Annotated in this window: 21 protein-coding genes and 1 tRNA gene; 6 read left to right on the top strand and 16 right to left on the bottom strand. The window is 63.8% G+C overall.

What is annotated here, in order from left to right:
• Positions 1-9 precede the first annotated feature (9 nt).
• Complete coding sequence (locus FIU86_RS15405) at positions 10-687, bottom strand: FkbM family methyltransferase (RefSeq protein ID WP_152475891.1); 678 nt, start codon at positions 685-687, stop codon at positions 10-12.
• Positions 688-773: 86 nt separating this feature from the next.
• Between FIU86_RS15405 and pth the strand changes: the two genes are divergently transcribed.
• The 5 genes from pth (at position 774) to FIU86_RS15430 (ending at position 4697) form a co-directional block, all read left to right on the top strand.
• Positions 774-1490 (top strand): aminoacyl-tRNA hydrolase, encoded by a 717-nt coding sequence (pth, locus tag FIU86_RS15410; RefSeq protein WP_152475892.1) that lies wholly within the window; start codon positions 774-776, stop codon positions 1488-1490.
• 64 nt (positions 1491-1554) lie between these two features.
• Positions 1555-2718, top strand: coding sequence for a serine hydrolase (locus FIU86_RS15415; protein WP_152475893.1), 1164 nt, complete (start codon positions 1555-1557; stop codon positions 2716-2718).
• A gap of 77 nt (positions 2719-2795) precedes the next feature.
• Positions 2796-3182 carry a DUF2237 family protein gene (locus tag FIU86_RS15420; RefSeq protein WP_152475894.1) on the top strand — a complete coding sequence of 129 codons (387 nt, stop codon included), beginning with the start codon at positions 2796-2798 and terminating at the stop codon, positions 3180-3182.
• A gap of 207 nt (positions 3183-3389) precedes the next feature.
• Entirely contained in the window at positions 3390-4190 is an 801-nt protein-coding gene (locus FIU86_RS15425; protein WP_172977522.1) for a hypothetical protein, read from the top strand.
• A gap of 249 nt (positions 4191-4439) precedes the next feature.
• Positions 4440-4697 carry a hypothetical protein gene (locus tag FIU86_RS15430; RefSeq protein ID WP_152475896.1) on the top strand — a complete coding sequence of 86 codons (258 nt, stop codon included), beginning with the start codon at positions 4440-4442 and terminating at the stop codon, positions 4695-4697.
• A gap of 33 nt (positions 4698-4730) precedes the next feature.
• On the opposite strand, the gene trpB is transcribed toward FIU86_RS15430, so the two are convergent.
• The 9 genes from trpB to cmk form a co-directional block, all read right to left on the bottom strand.
• Entirely contained in the window at positions 4731-5960 is a 1230-nt protein-coding gene (gene trpB, locus FIU86_RS15435; protein WP_152475897.1) for a tryptophan synthase subunit beta, read from the bottom strand.
• Positions 5961-6072: 112 nt separating this feature from the next.
• Positions 6073-6696, bottom strand: a complete 624-nt coding sequence (locus FIU86_RS15440; protein WP_152475898.1) for a class I SAM-dependent methyltransferase — start codon at positions 6694-6696, stop codon at positions 6073-6075.
• A gap of 43 nt (positions 6697-6739) precedes the next feature.
• A complete protein-coding gene (locus tag FIU86_RS15445; protein WP_152475899.1) occupies positions 6740-7189 on the bottom strand; it encodes a GNAT family N-acetyltransferase in 450 nt (149 codons plus the stop codon).
• On the bottom strand, positions 7186-7830 hold the full coding sequence (locus tag FIU86_RS15450) for a phosphoribosylanthranilate isomerase (RefSeq protein WP_152475900.1): 645 nt from the start codon (positions 7828-7830) through the stop codon (positions 7186-7188). The genes FIU86_RS15445 and FIU86_RS15450 overlap by 4 nt, the downstream gene beginning before the upstream one ends.
• 11 nt (positions 7831-7841) lie before the next feature.
• Entirely contained in the window at positions 7842-8192 is a 351-nt protein-coding gene (locus FIU86_RS15455) for a lipopolysaccharide assembly protein LapA domain-containing protein (RefSeq protein ID WP_152475901.1), read from the bottom strand.
• Positions 8192-8476: an integration host factor subunit beta gene (gene ihfB / locus FIU86_RS15460; protein ID WP_057792171.1), complete on the bottom strand. Its 285-nt coding sequence runs from the start codon at positions 8474-8476 to the stop codon at positions 8192-8194. Before ihfB ends, FIU86_RS15455 begins: the two co-directional genes overlap by 1 nt.
• Positions 8477-8859: 383 nt before the next feature.
• The gene (gene rpsA, locus FIU86_RS15465) at positions 8860-10545 is read right to left on the bottom strand and encodes a 30S ribosomal protein S1 (protein WP_152475902.1); all 1686 of its coding nucleotides are present in this window, start codon (positions 10543-10545) and stop codon (positions 8860-8862) included.
• A gap of 199 nt (positions 10546-10744) precedes the next feature.
• The gene (locus FIU86_RS15470; protein ID WP_152475903.1) at positions 10745-11038 is read right to left on the bottom strand and encodes a hypothetical protein; all 294 of its coding nucleotides are present in this window, start codon (positions 11036-11038) and stop codon (positions 10745-10747) included.
• A gap of 35 nt (positions 11039-11073) precedes the next feature.
• Complete coding sequence (gene cmk, locus FIU86_RS15475; RefSeq protein ID WP_152475904.1) at positions 11074-11688, bottom strand: (d)CMP kinase; 615 nt, start codon at positions 11686-11688, stop codon at positions 11074-11076.
• A gap of 252 nt (positions 11689-11940) precedes the next feature.
• Between cmk and FIU86_RS22620 the strand changes: the two genes are divergently transcribed.
• On the top strand, positions 11941-12108 hold the full coding sequence (locus tag FIU86_RS22620; RefSeq protein ID WP_172977523.1) for a hypothetical protein: 168 nt from the start codon (positions 11941-11943) through the stop codon (positions 12106-12108).
• A gap of 41 nt (positions 12109-12149) precedes the next feature.
• On the opposite strand, the gene FIU86_RS15480 is transcribed toward FIU86_RS22620, so the two are convergent.
• The 6 genes from FIU86_RS15480 to FIU86_RS15505 form a co-directional block, all read right to left on the bottom strand.
• Positions 12150-12223 (bottom strand) — tRNA-Gly (locus tag FIU86_RS15480).
• A gap of 64 nt (positions 12224-12287) precedes the next feature.
• Positions 12288-12905, bottom strand: coding sequence for a hypothetical protein (locus FIU86_RS15485; protein WP_172977524.1), 618 nt, complete (start codon positions 12903-12905; stop codon positions 12288-12290).
• Between the two features lie 83 nt (positions 12906-12988).
• Positions 12989-15031, bottom strand: coding sequence for an ASKHA domain-containing protein (locus FIU86_RS15490; RefSeq protein WP_152475906.1), 2043 nt, complete (start codon positions 15029-15031; stop codon positions 12989-12991).
• A gap of 163 nt (positions 15032-15194) precedes the next feature.
• On the bottom strand, positions 15195-16541 hold the full coding sequence (aroA, locus tag FIU86_RS15495) for a 3-phosphoshikimate 1-carboxyvinyltransferase (protein ID WP_152475907.1): 1347 nt from the start codon (positions 16539-16541) through the stop codon (positions 15195-15197).
• Between the two features lie 206 nt (positions 16542-16747).
• The gene (locus FIU86_RS15500; RefSeq protein WP_152477181.1) at positions 16748-17113 is read right to left on the bottom strand and encodes a RidA family protein; all 366 of its coding nucleotides are present in this window, start codon (positions 17111-17113) and stop codon (positions 16748-16750) included.
• A 206-nt stretch (positions 17114-17319) separates the two neighbouring features.
• Positions 17320-17778, bottom strand: coding sequence for a hypothetical protein (locus FIU86_RS15505; protein ID WP_152475908.1), 459 nt, complete (start codon positions 17776-17778; stop codon positions 17320-17322).
• Between the last annotated feature and the right edge of the window lie 107 nt (positions 17779-17885).

Raw genomic sequence — 17885 nt, forward strand, 5'->3', positions numbered from 1 at the left:
CGCGTTTTTTCATGTGTGCCGCACGCGCCGGAAGCACAGGATCCGTCCCCGCGACGGCCCCGGATCGTAGGTCAGGTTCGAGTCCGACATGCAATCCACGATTTGCTTGATCACCCGGTCGGGATACTGGTTTGGGTGCAGCTCCATCATCACCGCCCGCACATGCGCGGGCCACGGAGCACCGAACAGATGCCGCTCAGCGCCTTCCACGTCCATGATCACCAGATGCGGTCGGTATTCTTTCAGCAGCCCCGCCAACGGCAGCATAGGCACCGACACCAGCTTTTCGGGATCGGCTTCCTCGTCGGCGATCCGCCCTGCCCAGAACACCTTCTTGGGATCGAACGCGATCTCGTCCGCGTCCCCATCCCCGGTCACCGCCCCGTGGACAAGCCGCGTTGCCTGATGCCCGTTCCGATCGAGGTTGGCGCGGATCACCGGCAGCATCGCGGGGTTGGCCTCTACCGTGACGACGTTCTCGGCGCCAGCCACGCCCGCGCAGATCGAGGCGATGTACCCCACCCCCGCGCCCAGCTCGAGCACGCGCATCCCTTTGCGCAGCCGCATCTGCGCCGCATGGGCCTCATGCGCCTCGTAGGCGCCGCTGGCCAGCTTGCCCGCGACCCGGTCGTTCAGCATCTCGTCGGGCACCACCAGCGTGACACCGTTCACCGCGTATTCGCCCATTTCCCCTGCCCGTCCTTGCCGCTCACGTGTTGATTCAACGCGCCCCGCCGCGTAGACCATCCTCACCAAAGAACGGGTGATCGGCAATGCTGCTTTTCGTGGGCCTGGGAAATCCGGGCGGAAAATATGAGAAAAACCGCCACAATATCGGTTTCATGGCGCTCGACCGCATCGCCTCCGATCACGGCTTCGCGCCTTGGCGATCCAAGTTTCAAGGCCAGCTGACCGAGGGCAAGCTCGGCTCTGACAAAGTCCTGCTGCTCAAGCCCGAAACCTTCATGAACAAGTCCGGCCAGTCGGTCGGCGAGTCCATGCGCTTTTACAAGCTGGAGCCCTCGGACGTCATCGTCTTCCATGACGAGCTGGACCTTGCCCCCGGCAAATGCCGCGTCAAACAGGGCGGCGGCCATGCAGGCCACAACGGCCTGCGCTCCATCCACGCGCATATCGGCGAGGATTACGGCCGCGTTCGCCTTGGCATCGGCCACCCGGGCCGCAAGGACCTGGTGTCGCATTACGTGCTTCAGGATTTCGCCAAGGCCGATGCCGACTGGCTCGACGACCTACTGCGCGGCATCTCCGACGGCGCACCCGAATTGGCCGCAGGCCACAATGACAAGTTCCTCAATGCCGTCTCCCTGCGCACCGCGCCCGCCCGCTCCTCGAAATCCACCCCGAAACCTCAAGCCGACGCGAAACCTCAAGCCAACGCGAAACCGGCTGCAAAGCCGGACGCGCCCTCCGCTCCGTCCGACACCGAAGACCGCAGCCCGCTGCAAAAGCTGATGGACAAGTTCCGGTAACGCCGCGTTCTCCTTGCCGCCAGACGCACCGGGTGCTTTCCTGCACCAAAGGGAGGATCTTGTCATGCGCGGCATCCTGAAATGGACGCTCCGGATACTCGGCTTTCTAGCGATCGTCGCCATCGGTATCGGCCTTTGGAAGCGCGAGGAAATCGCGCGGCTCATGGCGGTCAACACGCTTTTCGCGTCCGAGCATATCGTTGAAAATTTCTCCAACATGAACAGCGCTTTCCTGCACACGCCCGTGCCACGTGGCGACGGGCCTGTCATGCCTCTGCCGCCGGGGGACCCCATCACCCTGACCGAAGGCACGCTAGACTGGATCGAAGACCGCGCCGTTACCTCGCTGCTCGTGCTCCACCAAGGCGAAGTCGTCCACGAAAGCTACCACCTCGAAACCGCACCGGATGACCGCCGCATCAGCTGGTCCGTGGCCAAGTCCTTCCTTTCCGCGCTGATGGGCGTCGTGGTAAACGAGGACTATATCGCCTCCCTCGACGACCCCGTCACGCAATACGCGCCCGAACTGAAAGACAGCGCCTATGACGGGGCCACGATCCGCAACGTCCTGCAAATGACCAGCGGCGTGCGCTTTGACGAGGATTACCTGGATTACGATTCCGACATAAACCGCATGGGCCGTGTGCTGGCTCTGGGCGGCAGCATGGACGGTTTCGCCGCCGGGCTGGACGCCCCCGACACGCCCCCCGGCGAACGCTGGCAATACGTCTCAATCGACACGCATGTCGTTGGCATGGTCATTCGCGGTGCCACGGGCCGCGACATCCCCTCGCTTTTGTCGGAAAAGATCATCGCGCCGCTCGGGCTCGAGTCCGAGCCCTACTATATCACCGACGGCGAAGGCGTCGCCTTCGTGCTCGGCGGCCTCAACCTGACCACCCGCGACTATGCCCGCTTCGGCCTGATGATCGAACAGAACGGACAGCTAGGCGGCCAACAGGTGGTCCCCGCCGACTGGATCGCCGCGTCCACGCAACCCAGCGCCCCGACCCATCCGGGCCAGATCGGCTACGGCTACCAATGGTGGATCCCCGAAGGCTCGGAGTCGGGCCAGTTCATGGCGCGCGGCATCTACGGGCAGTATATCTATATCGACCAGGCGCGTGACGTGGTCATCGTCACCACCGCCGCCGACCGCGCCTTTCGCGAACCGGGCGCGAATGACGCCAACATCGCCATGTTCCGCCGCATCGCGGGCGCGCTCTGACGCCGCGACACACCGCCTCCCTTGCCCCGCTTCCGCCTGGCGTGCAGGATATGCCCAACCGGACCAGGGAGCATCGCATGGCAATCGAAATGGACACCTCCGTCAACGTGCTGGGCGGCAAGCTCGAAAGCTGCTCCACCGCGCCCATGACCGGCTTTTTCCGAGACGGACATTGCAACACCTGCGCCGAAGACCAGGGCAGCCACACGGTCTGCGCCCTGATGACCGCCGAATTCCTCGCCTATTCGAAATACGTAGGCAACGACCTCTCCACACCGCGTCCCGAATTCGGCTTTGACGGTCTCAAGCCCGGCGACCACTGGTGCCTCTGCGCTAGCCGCTTCCTGCAAGCCCATGACGAAGGCTGCGCGCCCAAGGTGCGGCTCGAGGCGACCCACGCCCGCGCGCTCGATATCGTACCCATCGACGTGCTGAAACAGCACGCCTCCGGCGAGACATCATAAGGCTCTCTCGCCGCTCCCCGGATGCGCATTCAGGGACTCGCCTGCGGCCCACAGGCTGATCGAATTCTGTGCATGGTGCCCGGCATTCGGCAGAAATTCAGGAACTCACATCGCGACGGCACGTTCTTTCTCCGGGACGTCAATATCGGAGGAGTGACGCCACACCCGTCCTCCCGACCGTTTGAAAAAACGAAAGGAGACATCAAGATGAAGACCCTGACAACAACCATCCTGACATCCGCCGCGCTGGCCACAGCCGCCCCCGCGCTGGCCCAGCAGAACGATGCCGAAACCGACATGCCCGACTTCTGCGAAACCGCCTTCATGCCGGCCGACCAGAACAAGGACGGCTTCATGAGCGAGCAGGAAATCAAGGACGCACGCGACGCCGAATTCGCAGCACTCGACCTCAACAAGGACGGCTCGGTCGACCGCGAGGAAATGACCAACTGCATCGGCAACGCTCAAGAGAAACAGCAGGAGGCCAAGAACACGTCGCAGACCGACGGCAATTCGCGCGACTGGTCTAACCTTGACACCGGTGGCAAGTCCGAAATGTCGGTCGAGGAATGGCAGAACTTGACCAACAAGATCTGGAAAAGCGGCGACTCGGAGATGAAGTCGGCCGTATCCGAAGACACCGACGACGCCGAGCGGTTTGCCAAGACGGCCGTTGATCGGTTCAAGATGTACGATGGCAACGGCGACGGCGTCATAACCCAAGCTGAATACGAAGGCGAAGTCGACAAGGACTGGAGCCAGAAGGCGATGGAAAAGCGTTTCGACGCGATGGACTCCGATGACTCCGGTGCGCTTTCGCCCGTCGAATATCGCGGCGCCGGGACGAAGGCGCTCGACATGACCGCAGGCACGTCCGAAAGCAAGAACATGGACAGCGGCGACAGCTCCGATGCCTCGGGCAACAGTGACTCCAGCGCAAGCGACACGCAGAACGCCAGCGACGAAACGACTGTTCCTGTCGTGATCTACTACTACTCGCTCGTGTAAGCTGACGAAGATATGCGATCCGAATGACGATGGAACGGCGCGCCGGATGTCATCGTCCGGCGCGTCGTCTATCTCTCGGCGCCGAGCGTCGGCGATAGCATCCGTGTGATATGTTTTCGCCGATGGCAACCTATCGCCAGGATCGCGAGTTCCCTCGGAGCCAACTTGCTCTGCACCCTCACGGCGCTACCTCAAGTGTGTAAAACGCGCCGGCCAGCGCGCTAGTACCAGTAAGCGAAGGAGACCCGTATGCGACGCATTATTGCTTTCTCCGCGACCGCTATCCTGCTTTCCAGTGCGGCTATGGCCGACGACTCTGTCGCTGACTCCAAGCCGGAACAGTTGGAGCTCAACGCGGCTGGTTTCCTTTTCGACGACTCAATTCGCGAAGACGGCCAGCCCGATTCCGACGGTGACGAAGCCGCAGACGACGAAGACCGCGGCAACGATGAAAATACCTCGGACGACCAAGGCCAGGAAACCGAGGACGAAGAGGACGACGACTGAACGCCCTCATTCCTTACCCGGGCGCGTGGTGCCCTAGTCGCCCTCACCCATCTCGAAGCCCAGGTGCCGTGCGACGGTAAAAATGTCCTTGTCGCCCCGTCCACACATGTTCATGCACAGGATGTGATCCTTCGGCAGCTCCGGCGCGATCTTCATCACATGCGCCAGCGCGTGACACGGCTCCAGCGCCGGGATGATCCCCTCGGCCTCGCAGCACAGCTTGAACGCTTCCAACGCTTCCTTGTCGGTGATCGAGACATATTTTGCGCGCCCGATCTCGTGCAGCCACGAATGCTCTGGCCCGATGCCCGGATAATCGAGGCCCGCCGAGATCGAGTAGCCTTCAAGGATCTGCCCGTCATCGTCCTGCAACAGGTAGGTCCGGTTGCCATGCAGCACCCCGGGCCGCCCGCCGGTCAGCGACGCGCAGTGTTCCATCTTCTCGTTCACGCCCTTGCCGCCGGCCTCGACGCCGATGATGTTGACCTCTTTGTCGTCAAGGAACGGGTAGAACAGCCCCATCGCGTTCGACCCGCCACCGATGGCGGCGATGATCGTGTCGGGCAGGCGGCCCTCGGCCTCCTGCATCTGTTCTTTGGCTTCCTTGCCGATAATCGACTGGAAATCACGCACCATCGCCGGATAGGGGTGCGGCCCCGCCACCGTGCCGATGCAGTAGAACGTGTCACGCACATTGGTCACCCAGTCGCGCAGCGCGTCGTTCATCGCGTCCTTCAGCGTGCCGCGTCCGCTGGTCACCGGCACCACCTCGGCGCCCAGCAGCTTCATGCGGAACACGTTTGGCCGCTGACGCTCGACGTCATGCGCGCCCATGTAGACCACGCATTTCAGCCCGAACTTGGCACAGACCGTCGCCGTGGCCACCCCATGCTGGCCCGCACCGGTCTCGGCGATGATGCGCGTCTTGCCCATACGCCGCGCCAGCAGGATCTGTCCCAGCACGTTGTTGATCTTGTGCGCGCCGGTGTGGTTCAACTCGTCGCGCTTCATGTAGATCTTGGCACCGCCCAGCCGCTCTGTCAGGCCCTCGGCGTGGTACATCGGGCTCGGCCGGCCGACGTAATGCTTCCACAGGAAATCCATCTCGTCCCAGAAGCTCTGGTCGGTCTTGGCGTTCTCGTACTGCTCTTCCAGTTCCAGAATCAGCGGCATCAGCGTCTCGGACACGAATCGCCCGCCGAAGTCTCCGAAACGGCCCTTCTCGTCCGGGCCGGTCATGAAGGAGTTGAAGAGATCGTTCATGGTCATCATCCCTGTTTGCTTGCGCCTCAATAGGCCACGGGCCCGCCGGTTTCCAGCGCATTCCTCTGCGACACGCGGCCCCAAGAATATTCGTACGAATATTCTCGGGCGCTCACCTCACCCGCACGACATAGCCGGTGCTCAGCAAGTCCGGCTCGGCCAGAAGGAAGGGCCGGAAGGGTGGCGTGCTGTAAATGACCTTCCACGCGCCGGACGCCGCAAGCTTTTCCAGCACCGGCGGAAAGCCCTGATCCTCAAAAGTCGCATCCAGCAGGTTGAACACGCCAATACCCCCGGGCCGTGTCACCCGCGCCAGATGTTCCAGCGTCACAGGCGGCGCATGGCCCGGCCCGAACGCCCCGACGCAGACAAATCCCGCAAAAGCGTCGTCGTCAAAGGGCAACCCCACGCCAGTATCGGCCACCTCCAGCCGCTCGTAGGCGCCGGTTCTCTCGGCAAAACTCAGCATCTCGGTCGAGAGGTCGCAGCCCACAACCCGGCCATATCCCATCAGCCGCAGCGTCTCGCCCACCAGCCCGGTGCCACAACACGCGTCCAGCACCGGCGCGTCCGCCTCGCCCAGATACCGGCCCAGCAGCGCCGCGCCCAGACCGGGCAGGCGGAACCCCTGGCTCAGGCAATCGGCATCATAGCCGGTGGACCAACTGTCGTAGATCGCCCGCGATTCCTCGGGCGTCTTGGCCCCGTAAACATCGTCCAGATCCTGGCGGCTCATGCGTCTCTCCTTTTCGCCAGCTTGGGCAAAGCGGAGTGAGGCGTCAATCCAGTGCCAGCTTGAACCCGGTATGCGACGCGACAAAACCGATCCGCTCGTAGAACCGGTTGGCATCTTTCCGGCCTGAGTTCATCGTCAGTTGCACCAGCGTGCAGCCCGCGGCCCTCGCCCGCGCCTTGACGTCCTCGAACATCGCCTCGCCCACGCCCTGCCCGCGCATATCGCCCGCCACGCGCACGCTTTCCACCTGCGCCCGCCGCGCGGCACGCAGCGACAGCCCGCTGATGAAGGTGATCTGGTAGGTGGCGACGATCCGGCCCGTCTCGTCCTCGCCCACGATCAGATGGTTGCTACCCTCAACCCGCATCCGCGCAAAGGCGGCCTGGTAGAGTTCGGGCTCGGCGCCCTCGCGCCTCTGCCCCAGCATGTCATCTGTCAAAAGCGCCACCACGGCAGCGACATCCGCCTCTGCCGCCTCGCGGAACCGGATCATGCCCGCGCCGCGTCGGCGAAGGCACGCATCTTGCCGTGGTCCTTGACCCCCGGCGCACTTTCCAGCGCGGACGACAGATCAAGCTGCCGCGCCCCCGTCACCCGGATCGCTTCGGCCACGTTGTCCACGGTCAGCCCACCGGCCAGCATCCACGGCACGGACCAGTCCCGCCCCGCGATCAGGTTCCAGTCAAAGCTTTCGGCATTTCCGCCCGGGCGGGTGGCGTCCTTCGGCGGCTTGGCATCCAGCAGGATCTGGTCCGCCACCGCCGCGTACCGGTCGATCACCTCCAGGTCGCCCGCCTCGCGCACACCGACCGCTTTCATCACCGGCAGGCCATAGCGGGCCTTGATCTCGGCGACCCGCTCGGGGGGCTCCTGTCCATGCAATTGCAACATGTCCAGCGGCACGACGCCCGTCAGCTCGTCCAGCAAGGCGTCGTCCGCATCCACCACCAGCGCAACCTTGGCCACGCCGGGCGGCACCGCCAGTGCCATCTCGCGCGCCAGCTGAGGCGTCACGTAGCGCGGCGACTTGGGAAAGAACACGAACCCCACATAGGCTGCCCCCGCCGCCACTGCGGCAGGAATATCCTCGGGCCGGGTCAGCCCGCACATTTTGATCCGGATGTCCTGCGCCATGACGCAGTCGGTTAGCTGGCCTCGTCCAGAAGCGCAAGCACCTCGTCCTGGTCCTTGTGCTTCTCGCCTTTCAGCCGCCGAACCTCTGCGCGCAGCGCCGCCATCTCGCGCGCCTGCCGCGCCGCCGCCGCGCGCTCCTTGGCCTCGCGGATCCATTCCCAGATGAACCCGATCACCAAGCCCGCAAGGATGCCACCGAACATCACGATGAACAGCGGAAGTTCGTAGGACGGGTTCAGCGCTGCCATGCCGCCCAGTTCCTGCGGCAGGATCTGCACCTCGACAAACTGCCGGTTGGCCAGCGCGATCAAGATAAGCGCCAGTCCAAAGATTGCGATCGAAAGGTAACGGATATAACGCATCAGGACTTCCCGTTCAGCCGTTCACGCAAAAGCTTCCCAGCCTTGAAGAACGGCACATGTTTTTCCTCGACCTGCACCGACTCGCCGGTGCGCGGGTTGCGCCCGGTCCGGGCATCGCGTTTCTTGACCGAGAACGCTCCGAAGCCGCGCAGTTCGACACGGTTGCCTTCGGCCATGGCATTGGTGATTTCATTGAAAATAGTGTTCACGATGCGCTCGACGTCACGCTGATACAGATGTGGATTCTCGTCGGCGATCTTCTGAATTAATTCCGACCTTATCATCGGTTCCCCCCGGGCATTGTTCTTAGTTCGCACAGCGTATCGATTTACACGACTATAGATAGAAAAAGCGCAATTAGGAACTGCAACCTACCGGATAAACTCGGAAATTCGCGAGGAAAAAGCGCGCGGCGCTGCCGCGTGCTGATGTTTGCCTACCCGAAAGGCGGGCATCGCGGCACCCCCTGGCGGCAGGGTCAGGCGCATTTGGTCATGATTCGGACGCGCCCGGTGGCCTCCTGTCGCTTGGGCATGCAATCGGCTCGAAGACGGTGCGAGATGCGCGAAAACTGCCTCGGATCGAGACTTCGCCGGTAGACCGGCACAAAACGCAAAAAGGCCCCGCGCAATGGCGGGGCCTTTCCAATTTTCCAACCGTAGCCGGCTTATTTGTCCTCGTCGCCCTTAAGAGCGGCGCCCAGGATATCCCCAAGCGATGCGCCCGAGTCCGAGCTGCCGTACTGTTGCACGGCTTCTTTCTCTTCGGCGATCTCGCGCGCCTTGATCGACAGGCCCAGACGGCGGGTCTTGCTGTCGACATTGGTCACGCGCACGTCGACCTTGTCACCGACCGAAAAACGCTCGGGGCGCTGCTCGGAGCGGTCACGCGACAGGTCGGAGCGGCGGATGAAGGATTTCATGCCTTCGTATTCCACCTCGATGCCGCCATCCTCGATCGAGGTGACCTCGACGGTAATGATCGATCCGCGCTTCACGCCGCCCACGGCCTCGGCGAACTTGTCGCCGCCCAGGTTCTTGATCGACAGCGAGATACGCTCTTTCTCCACGTCCACTTCGGAAACGACCGCCTGAACGACGTCGCCCTTCTTGTAGCTCTGGATCGCGTCTTCGCCGCGCTCGTCCCAGCTGATGTCCGAAAGGTGCACCATACCGTCGATGTCGCCTTCCAGACCGATGAACAGGCCGAACTCGGTGATGTTCTTGACTTCGCCCTCGACCTCGGTGCCCTCGGGATGCGTTTCTGCAAACACTTCCCACGGGTTGCGCATGGTCTGCTTGAGGCCCAGCGACACGCGGCGCTTGGCCTGGTCGATCTCCAGCACCATGACCTCGACCTCCTGGGAGGTGGACACGATCTTGCCGGGATGCACGTTCTTCTTGGTCCAGGACATTTCCGAGACGTGCACCAGGCCCTCGACACCGGGTTCCAGTTCAACGAATGCACCGTAGTCGGTGATGTTCGTGACACGGCCGGTATGCACCGATTCCAGCGGGTACTTGGCAGCCACCAGATCCCACGGATCGTCCTGCAACTGTTTCATGCCAAGGCTGATGCGGTGGGTTTCTTTGTTGATCTTGATCACCTGGACCTTGACGGTCTCGCCGATGTTCAGGATCTCGGAGGGGTGGTTCACACGGCGCCATGCCATGTCGGTCACGTGCAGCAGGCCGTCCACACCGCCCAGGTCCACGAAGGCCCCGTATTCGGTGATGTTCTTGACCACGCCGTCCACGGCCTGACCTTCGGAAAGGTTGCCAATGACTTCGGCACGCTGCTCGGCGCGGCTCTCTTCCAGGATGGCGCGGCGCGAGACAACGATGTTCCCACGGCGGCGGTCCATTTTCAGGATCTGGAAGGGCTGCTTCAGACCCATCAGCGGGCCCGCATCGCGCACGGGGCGCACATCGACCTGAGAGCCGGGCAGGAACGCCACGGCGCCGCCCAGATCGACGGTGAAACCGCCCTTAACCCGGCCAAAGATCGCGCCTTCGACGCGCGCGTCGTCGGCATAGGCTTTCTCCAGGCGGTCCCAAGCTTCCTCGCGACGGGCCATTTCACGGGAAATGACGGCTTCGCCACGGGCGTTCTCTGCCGAGCGCAGGAACACTTCGACCTCGTCGCCCACTTCGATTTCGGGCGCTTCACCGGGATTTGCGAATTCCTTGAGTTCGACGCGGCCTTCCATCTTGTAGCCGACGTCGATGATGGCTTGTCCCGCTTCAACCGCGATGACCTTGCCTTTGACAACCGATCCCTCTTGGGGCGTGTCCATTTCGAGGCTTTCATTAAGGAGGGCCTCGAATTCCTCCATCGATGCGTTTTGAGCCATGTGGCGTTTCAATCCTAACGTTTCGTTGTGTCCGGCCGCGCGGTTGTCTCCGCCGGTCTTCAGGGTTTCGTTGGTCAGACGGACCACCTCATATACGCAAAACAAAGAGGGCCGGTATTCCCGACCCTGCTCGCTCTCAATGCTCTGCGGCGGTTCCGCCTTGTCGACGAGGGGGCTATAGCCCGCTCGGCCATGACAATCAAGGGGTTTCGAGGGCTTCGGCCTTCTCCAGCAGCCGCAATTGCAGGTACGCGCCCGGCGCCCGGCGCATCACCCTTTGTCCTTTGAAAGGCCCGTTGGGGTTCGATACCTCGACATGCACCTCGCCACCCGCCGACAGGTCGACATAAAGGATGTTGCTGCCGCACCAGTCGATCGTGGCTCTCAGCGTATGCTGGGTCGCCGCCACCTCGACACTCAACTGGCTGTTCCGCTTGATGTGCCCGACCTCCTCGCCGGTCACGCTCAGCCGGTAGGCCCGGAACCTGTCCATCCACCCGCCACCGCGGTGAAAGGTGATTTTCGCCGTCACAGCGCCGCACGCACCCGCGCGACCTCGGCACAGGCCGCTTCGACAGCGCCTTTGATCGACAATGCCGTCGTGTCCAGCAGTATCGCGTCCGACGCGGGTTTCAGCGGCGCCGTGGCCCGCGCCGAGTCGCGTTCGTCGCGCTGGCGCAAGTCGGCCAGAACCTCGTCATAGGTCGTCTCGGCCCCCTTACTCACCAGCTCTTCCAGCCGCCGTTGCGCGCGCACGTCGTCGCTTGCTGTCACGAACAGCTTCACGTTCGCATCGGGGCAGATCACCGTCCCGATATCGCGCCCATCCAGGACAGCGCCACCCGCCCGGGCCGCGAAGGCGCGCTGAAACTCCACCAGCGCGGCGCGCACCTCGGGCACCGCGGCCACCCGGCTGGCGGCCTGCCCAACCTCGGCAGAGCGCAGGTCGTCCGCCTGAAGGTCTTCGGCCGTCAACGCCCGCGCGGCATCCACCGGCTCGGTCCCGTCCAGTGTCCGCCGCCCGGTGGCGCGGTACAAAAGCCCGGTGTCCAGATGCGCAAAGCCGAACCGTTCGGCCACCGCACGCGCCACCGTGCCCTTGCCCGCCGCCGCCGGCCCGTCGATCGCTACCGTGAAACCCATCTTCTGCCCTGCCTTGCTCAGCCCGCTGCGCGCGATACGCCCGCGAACACTCTGTTTCCGTGCTCCGCCCGGCTTTATGGGTCAAAACACCCCAGTACGGCAAGAAAAAGGCAAATTGTCCCTATTCGTGGCACCTTCCAAGCGCAAAGCGACCCTGTAAAAAGTGATGCTGCCAAAACCATGTGTAACGATCAATCAACGGATAAACCCGAAATCCGGCTCAACCCTCCCGCACCGGACCGACGCTCGCGCATGGATGTGCGCCGCGCTTGGGGCCAGGGGCTCTTGTCCGGCCTGCCCTTCGCCGAGGTGGTCCTGCTGGCGGGCTTCCTGATGTCCGCGGGCATGGTCCTGTCCATCGACCACAGCCATGCCACCACTGGTGCCGGTGATCCCACGCCGAACGCCTATACGCGCTAGCCCGCGCGCCGGTCATTCGTTGATCGTGTGGTGCTGAGGCTTGGAGCGGGTAGCGGGAATCGAACCCGCGCGTTCAGCTTGGGAAGCTGACAGGCTACCATTACATCATACCCGCCTGCGCGACCGCTAGGTATGACGCCGGCCTTCCCCGGTCAAGACGGATTCGGCGCGCCATCACCTCATTCGGCCGCCCGCACCCCTGTGTAGTCATAGGTTTCCGCGCCCCCGTCCAGCGTGCTGGCCACCAACAGGCCAACCCCCATTTCCGGCAGGTAGTGATAGCGCTCGGAATAGGTCGGGTCGTCATTGAAGGTCAGGTCGATCGCGAAGGCCGGATAGGTGCAAGGTCCCAGCTTGATCGTCGTCATCGGCCACGATGTCGCCGTCCCGCCGCCGCTGCTTTCGTTGCGCCATTCTGCGTCGGGGCGGGGTTCGTCCCATTTCTCCAGATCGGCGTAACTGGCAAAGACATCCTTCTGTCCGACCTTCACGACCCCGTCCTCGATCGGTGTCGAACTGGCCAGGTAAAGCCCGTGCCGCGTCTCCAGGATCGAGCCCGAACCGTCGGGAAACTCGGTCTGGATCAGGATCAGCTCGGGGGCAAAGCGGCGGTGCGTCTCGGTCATCCCGTCGCGGGTTTCAAAAACAACGCCGGTTTCAAGCGTCTCGGCGCCCGGACAGGCCATCGCGGGCAGCGCCGTCGCCGCTGTAAGGACCAAGGAAAGCCAAAGCGATTTCGGTGTCATATCGGCCAGATCAATCGTTTGCGCCACGCCGGGCAGGAAAAAGCAAAACACGCCGCCACGGCGGGTGCGCGGGGGCCATGACCCTACTCTGCGCAATCACCCGCCGCCGAGCAATCTTGTTGTCCGCCGTCGGCTCAGCCTCGCCGCCGCCGACGGCGCGCGCCATCTTCGGCCCCGCCGGTATTGAACGACGGGTTCGGCAACGGCGCGACCTTCGCCAGTTCCGGGAACGGGTCGGTCTTGTGCGGAATGGCGTTGGCGGCCACGAAATGCTCCTGGAACTTGGGTTCGATCGCGGTCTCGACCTTCGTGATTTCGCGCACCACCCGCTCGATCTCGCGCCGCGCGCCCACGTTGCACAAGGCGATCCGCGCGCCCGTGCCGGCCGCGTTGCCCGCGCTGGTCACTTTGTCCAGCGGCACGTCGGGGATCATCCCCAGAACCATCGCGTGCTTGGCACTGATATGCGCGCCAAAGGCCCCAGCCAGCACGACCCGGTCCACCTTGTCCACGCCCCGCTCGTCCATCAACAACCGCGCCCCGGCGTAAAGCGCCGACTTCGCTAGCTGGATCGCCCGAATGTCACCCTGCGTCACGGTGATGCGCGGACCACCCTCGTCCGTGGCGTCATAGATGAGATACGAATGCGTCCGCCCCTCGGCCACCATCCGCGCGGTCCCGGTCGCCTCGGCGGAGCCAATGAGCCCGCTTTCATCCATCAGCCCCGCCATGCGCAGCTCGGCCACCGCCTCGATGATGCCGGACCCGCAGATGCCGGTGATGCCGCCCGGCCCCACCTCTTCGGCAAAGCCCGCCTCATTCGACCACTTCTCCGAGCCGATCACGCGGAACCGCGGCTCTTTTGTCTCGGGGTCGATCCGGATGGCCTCGATCGCGCCGGGCGCCGCCCGCTGCCCGCTGGAAATCTGCGCCCCCTCAAAGGCCGGTCCGGTGGGCGAGGAGCAGGCCAGAACCCGGCTCTTGTCGCCCAAAAGGATCTCGGCATTCGTGCCCACATCCACGATCAGCGCCAGGTCGTCGGATTTGCCCGGCTCCTCGCTCAACGCCACAGCGGCACAATCCGCGCCCACATGCCCCGCAATGCAGGGCAGCAGGTAAACCCGCGCCCGGGTGTTGATCGCCGACAGGTCCAGTTCCCGAGCCTCCAGCGCCATGCTGTCGGACGTGGCCAGAGCGAACGGCGCCTGCCCTAGCTCCACCGGGTCGATCCCCAGCAGAAGGTGGTGCATCACCGGGTTGCAGACAAACACCGTCTCCACGATCAGGCTCGGATCGATCTCGGCTTCCTTGGCGATTTCCTCTGCCAGCGTGTTGATCGCCTCGCGCACCGCACGGGTCATTTCCTGGTCGCCGCCGGGGTTCATCATCGCATAGCTCACCCGGCTCATCAGGTCCTCGCCGAACCGGATCTGCGGATTCATGATGCCGGAACTGGCCTTGACCTCGCCGCTTTCAAGATCGGTCAGATGCGCCGCAACCGTGGTGGAACCAAGGTCGATCGCCAGCCCGTAAAGCCCGCTTTCATGCAGTCCCGGCCAGATCTCGATCACCTGCGGCACGCTCTCAAGGTGTGACTGGTGCAGCGCCACGGTCACCCGGAACTTGCCCTTGCGCAGCACAGGCTGCAACTTCGACAGCAGGGTCAGGTCGGCGGTGATCTCGTCGATCTCCCATTGCTCGCGCAACGCCCGTTCCAGCCGCTCCAGATCGCCCGTGGGCTCGTGCATGTCCGGCTCGTCCACCTCGACGAAATAAAGCCGCGTCGCCGGGTCCATCTGGATCACCCGGGCCGAGGCCGCCTTGCGCACCACCTGCTTGTGCACCTGGCTTTCCGGCGGCACGTCGATCACGATGTCGCCCATCACCTGCGCCTGGCAGCCCAGCCGCCGCCCGGCCTTCAGGCCGCGCTTCTGGTCATAGCGCTCCTCGACCGCGTTCCACTCCGACAGCGCGTCCTGATGCACGGTCACGCCATGCTTGGAAAACTCGCCATAGCCGGGCGTTATCTGGCACTTGGAACAAATGCCCCGCCCGCCACAGACCGAGTCCAGATCAACACCCAACTGCCGCGCCGCGGTCAGCACCGGCGTGCCTTTCGGAAACCGCCCGCGCTTGCCCGAAGGCGTGAAAACCACCAGTGGATCGGTCTCGTTCATCTTGCATCGCCTTTGGCCAAAGCACATCCCAGCGGCACCATACCGCTTTCCCGCGCCGTCGAAAGCCTGCGACCGGCAGAATTTGGCACGCCCGCGACCCCGAAAATTCGTACGAATTTTCGCCGCCAAAGATTATTCGTACGAATAACCTCCGGCAGCCCGCTCAGATGCGTGTGATTTTTGCCCCCAGCGCGGACATCAGCGCCTCGAACACCGGAAAGGACGTGGCGATCGGCCCGCCGTCATCCACCGTCACGGGGTCCTTGCTGGCCAGCCCCAACACCAGAAACGACATGGCGATCCGGTGATCCAGATGGCTGGCACAGGTCGCACCGCCCGGCACGCCGCCCGCGCCCATGCCTTCGACGATCCACCAGTCCTCACCATCCTCGACCGTCACGCCACAGGCGCGCAGACCCGATGCCATCGCGTCGATCCGGTCGCTTTCCTTGACGCGCAGTTCCTTGACGCCGCGCATCACCGTGCGCCCCGTGGCACAGGCCGCCACCACCGAAAGCACGGGGTATTCGTCGATCATGCTCGCCGCGCGTTCGGGCGGCACCTCGATACCCTTCATGTCGGGTGAGAATCGCACCCGCAGGTCCGCTACAGGCTCGCCGCCTTCCTCGCGCTCATTCTCATAGGTCAGGTCAGCGCCCATCTCGCGCAGCGTGGTGAACAGGCCCGCGCGCGTTGGGTTCAGCCCGATATTGGGCACCAGCACGTTCGACCCTTCAGTGATCAGCGCCGCGCAGACCGGAAAAGCCGCGCTCGACGGGTCTCTTGGCACGACAATGGTCTGGGGCGTCAACTCCGGCTGCCCGGTCAGGGTAATGACCCGGCCCTCGTCGGTCACCTCGGTCGATATCTCGGCCCCGAACCCGGCCAGCATCCGCTCGGTATGGTCGCGCGTCGCCTCGCGTTCGATCACCACTGTCTGCCCCGGGGCGTTCAGCCCCGCCAGCAGCACGGCCGATTTCACCTGCGCCGACGGCACCGGCACCTCGTAGCGCACCGGCACCGGCTCTCGCGCGCCCACTATGGTCATCGGCAGCCGCCCGCCCTCGCGCCCCACGGCGCGCGCACCGAACAGCGCCAGCGGGTCCGTCACCCGCGCCATGGGCCGCCCGTTCAGACTGGCATCCCCGGTGAACGTCGCGGTGATGGGCGAGGTCGCCATCGCCCCCATGATCAACCGCACGCCGGTCCCCGAATTGCCACAGTCGATCACCTGGCCCGGTTCGGCGAAACCGCCGACACCCACCCCATGCACATGCCAAACACCGTCCGCGTCTCGTTCGACCTCGGCACCCATGGCCCGCATGGCCTTGGCCGTGTCCAGAACGTCCTCGCCCTCCAGCAGACCGGTCACAACGGTCTCGCCAACGCTAAGCGCCCCCAGGATCAGGCTGCGATGCGAGATCGACTTGTCGCCGGGCACATGCGCCTCGCCTTTCAGGCCGGAGGACAGGCTGGATTGCATCGGAACGGGCGCGCCATGACCAGACATCGGACATCCTTCTTTCAATACTCGCTCCGCTGATAGCGCAGCCCCCGGTCAGCGTCCATCATGCCTTTCCTCTGGCCATAAATATCCCGGGGGTTTGGGGGCTGGCCCCCAATCAAACCTGTGCTTGAGGGCTGACCCCGATTTAGACAAGCGTTTCGAAACTGCGCCAATCAATCCAACCTGCGTGGCGCAGCCACTCCTTCAGGTCACTTGCCCTCGCGCTTGCGCACCGCCGCCGTCACCAGCAGTTCCACCTTCAGCTCGGGATGCGCCAGCTTCGCCTCGCCACAGGCCCGGGCGGGGGCGTGACCTTCAGGCACCCAAGAATCCCACATCTCGTTCATCTCGGCGAAATCGGCCATGTCGGCCAGCCAGATCGTGCATTGCAATATCCGCGTCGCATCCGACCCGGCCTCGCCCAACAGCGCCTCGACCTTTTCAAGACAGGTGCGGGTCTGGTCAGCCACGCTGTCGCCGCGATTGCCCACCTGCCCGGCCAGATAGATCGTGTCGCCGTGGATCACGATCTGGCTCATGCGGGCGGCGGTGTGATGGCGGGTGATATCGGTCATGACGGGGCTCCCTTCCGAATGGTTCACGCCGTCATAACGCGGCCCGTCCTGCAGCACCAGATACGCGCTGTTCTCCGACATCCACACGAGGTCGCTACGCGGGGTGGCCTTTGGTTTCGGCTTCGACTTGACGCGCGTCCACGCCGCGATGCCGGCGCCGAAACTTTCCGTGGTCATGTCGCCGAGAATCCCGCTGACAAACCGGCTCAGATACTACCGTCTTCCAGGTGCAGCTTCATATCGATCAGAACCTGCTGCAACGCGGTGGTTTCCTTCAGCAGGCGCTTGGCCTCGTTCACCGTGATCACCCCGTCCTCGATCGACTGGTGATACTCGGTCATCAGCATGGCAAACCGTTGCGACAACGCGATCACGTCCGAGTTCACCCCGCCCGATCCGCCGTCATTCTGCCGCCGGTCGTCGAAACTCAGCTGCGTGCCATTCAGCTCCGCCAGCGCGGCCGTCACGTGCGGATAGGAGGCCGCCGCCTCCAGCGCCGCTACCGCGTCGACCGGCATGAACCGGTCGGCATGTTCGTCATGGTCGGAATAATACCGCCCCAGCGTCGCCTTGGACTTGCCGGTCAACTCGCATGCAGGCTCAACGCCGACATCCTTGACCAACGCCTCGGTGTGTTTCTTCAGGTATGATCCAGCGTTTGCCATGGCCATCGTCCCTTTGCTTGGGTCGTTATCCTGAATACCGGCCCATTGCGCAATGGTGGAAAACCATGCCGCAGGTCTCCGGTCACCGCGCGCGACGCTTGATCCCA

This window comes from Roseovarius sp. THAF9, assembly GCF_009363715.1.
Classification (GTDB): domain Bacteria; phylum Pseudomonadota; class Alphaproteobacteria; order Rhodobacterales; family Rhodobacteraceae; genus Roseovarius.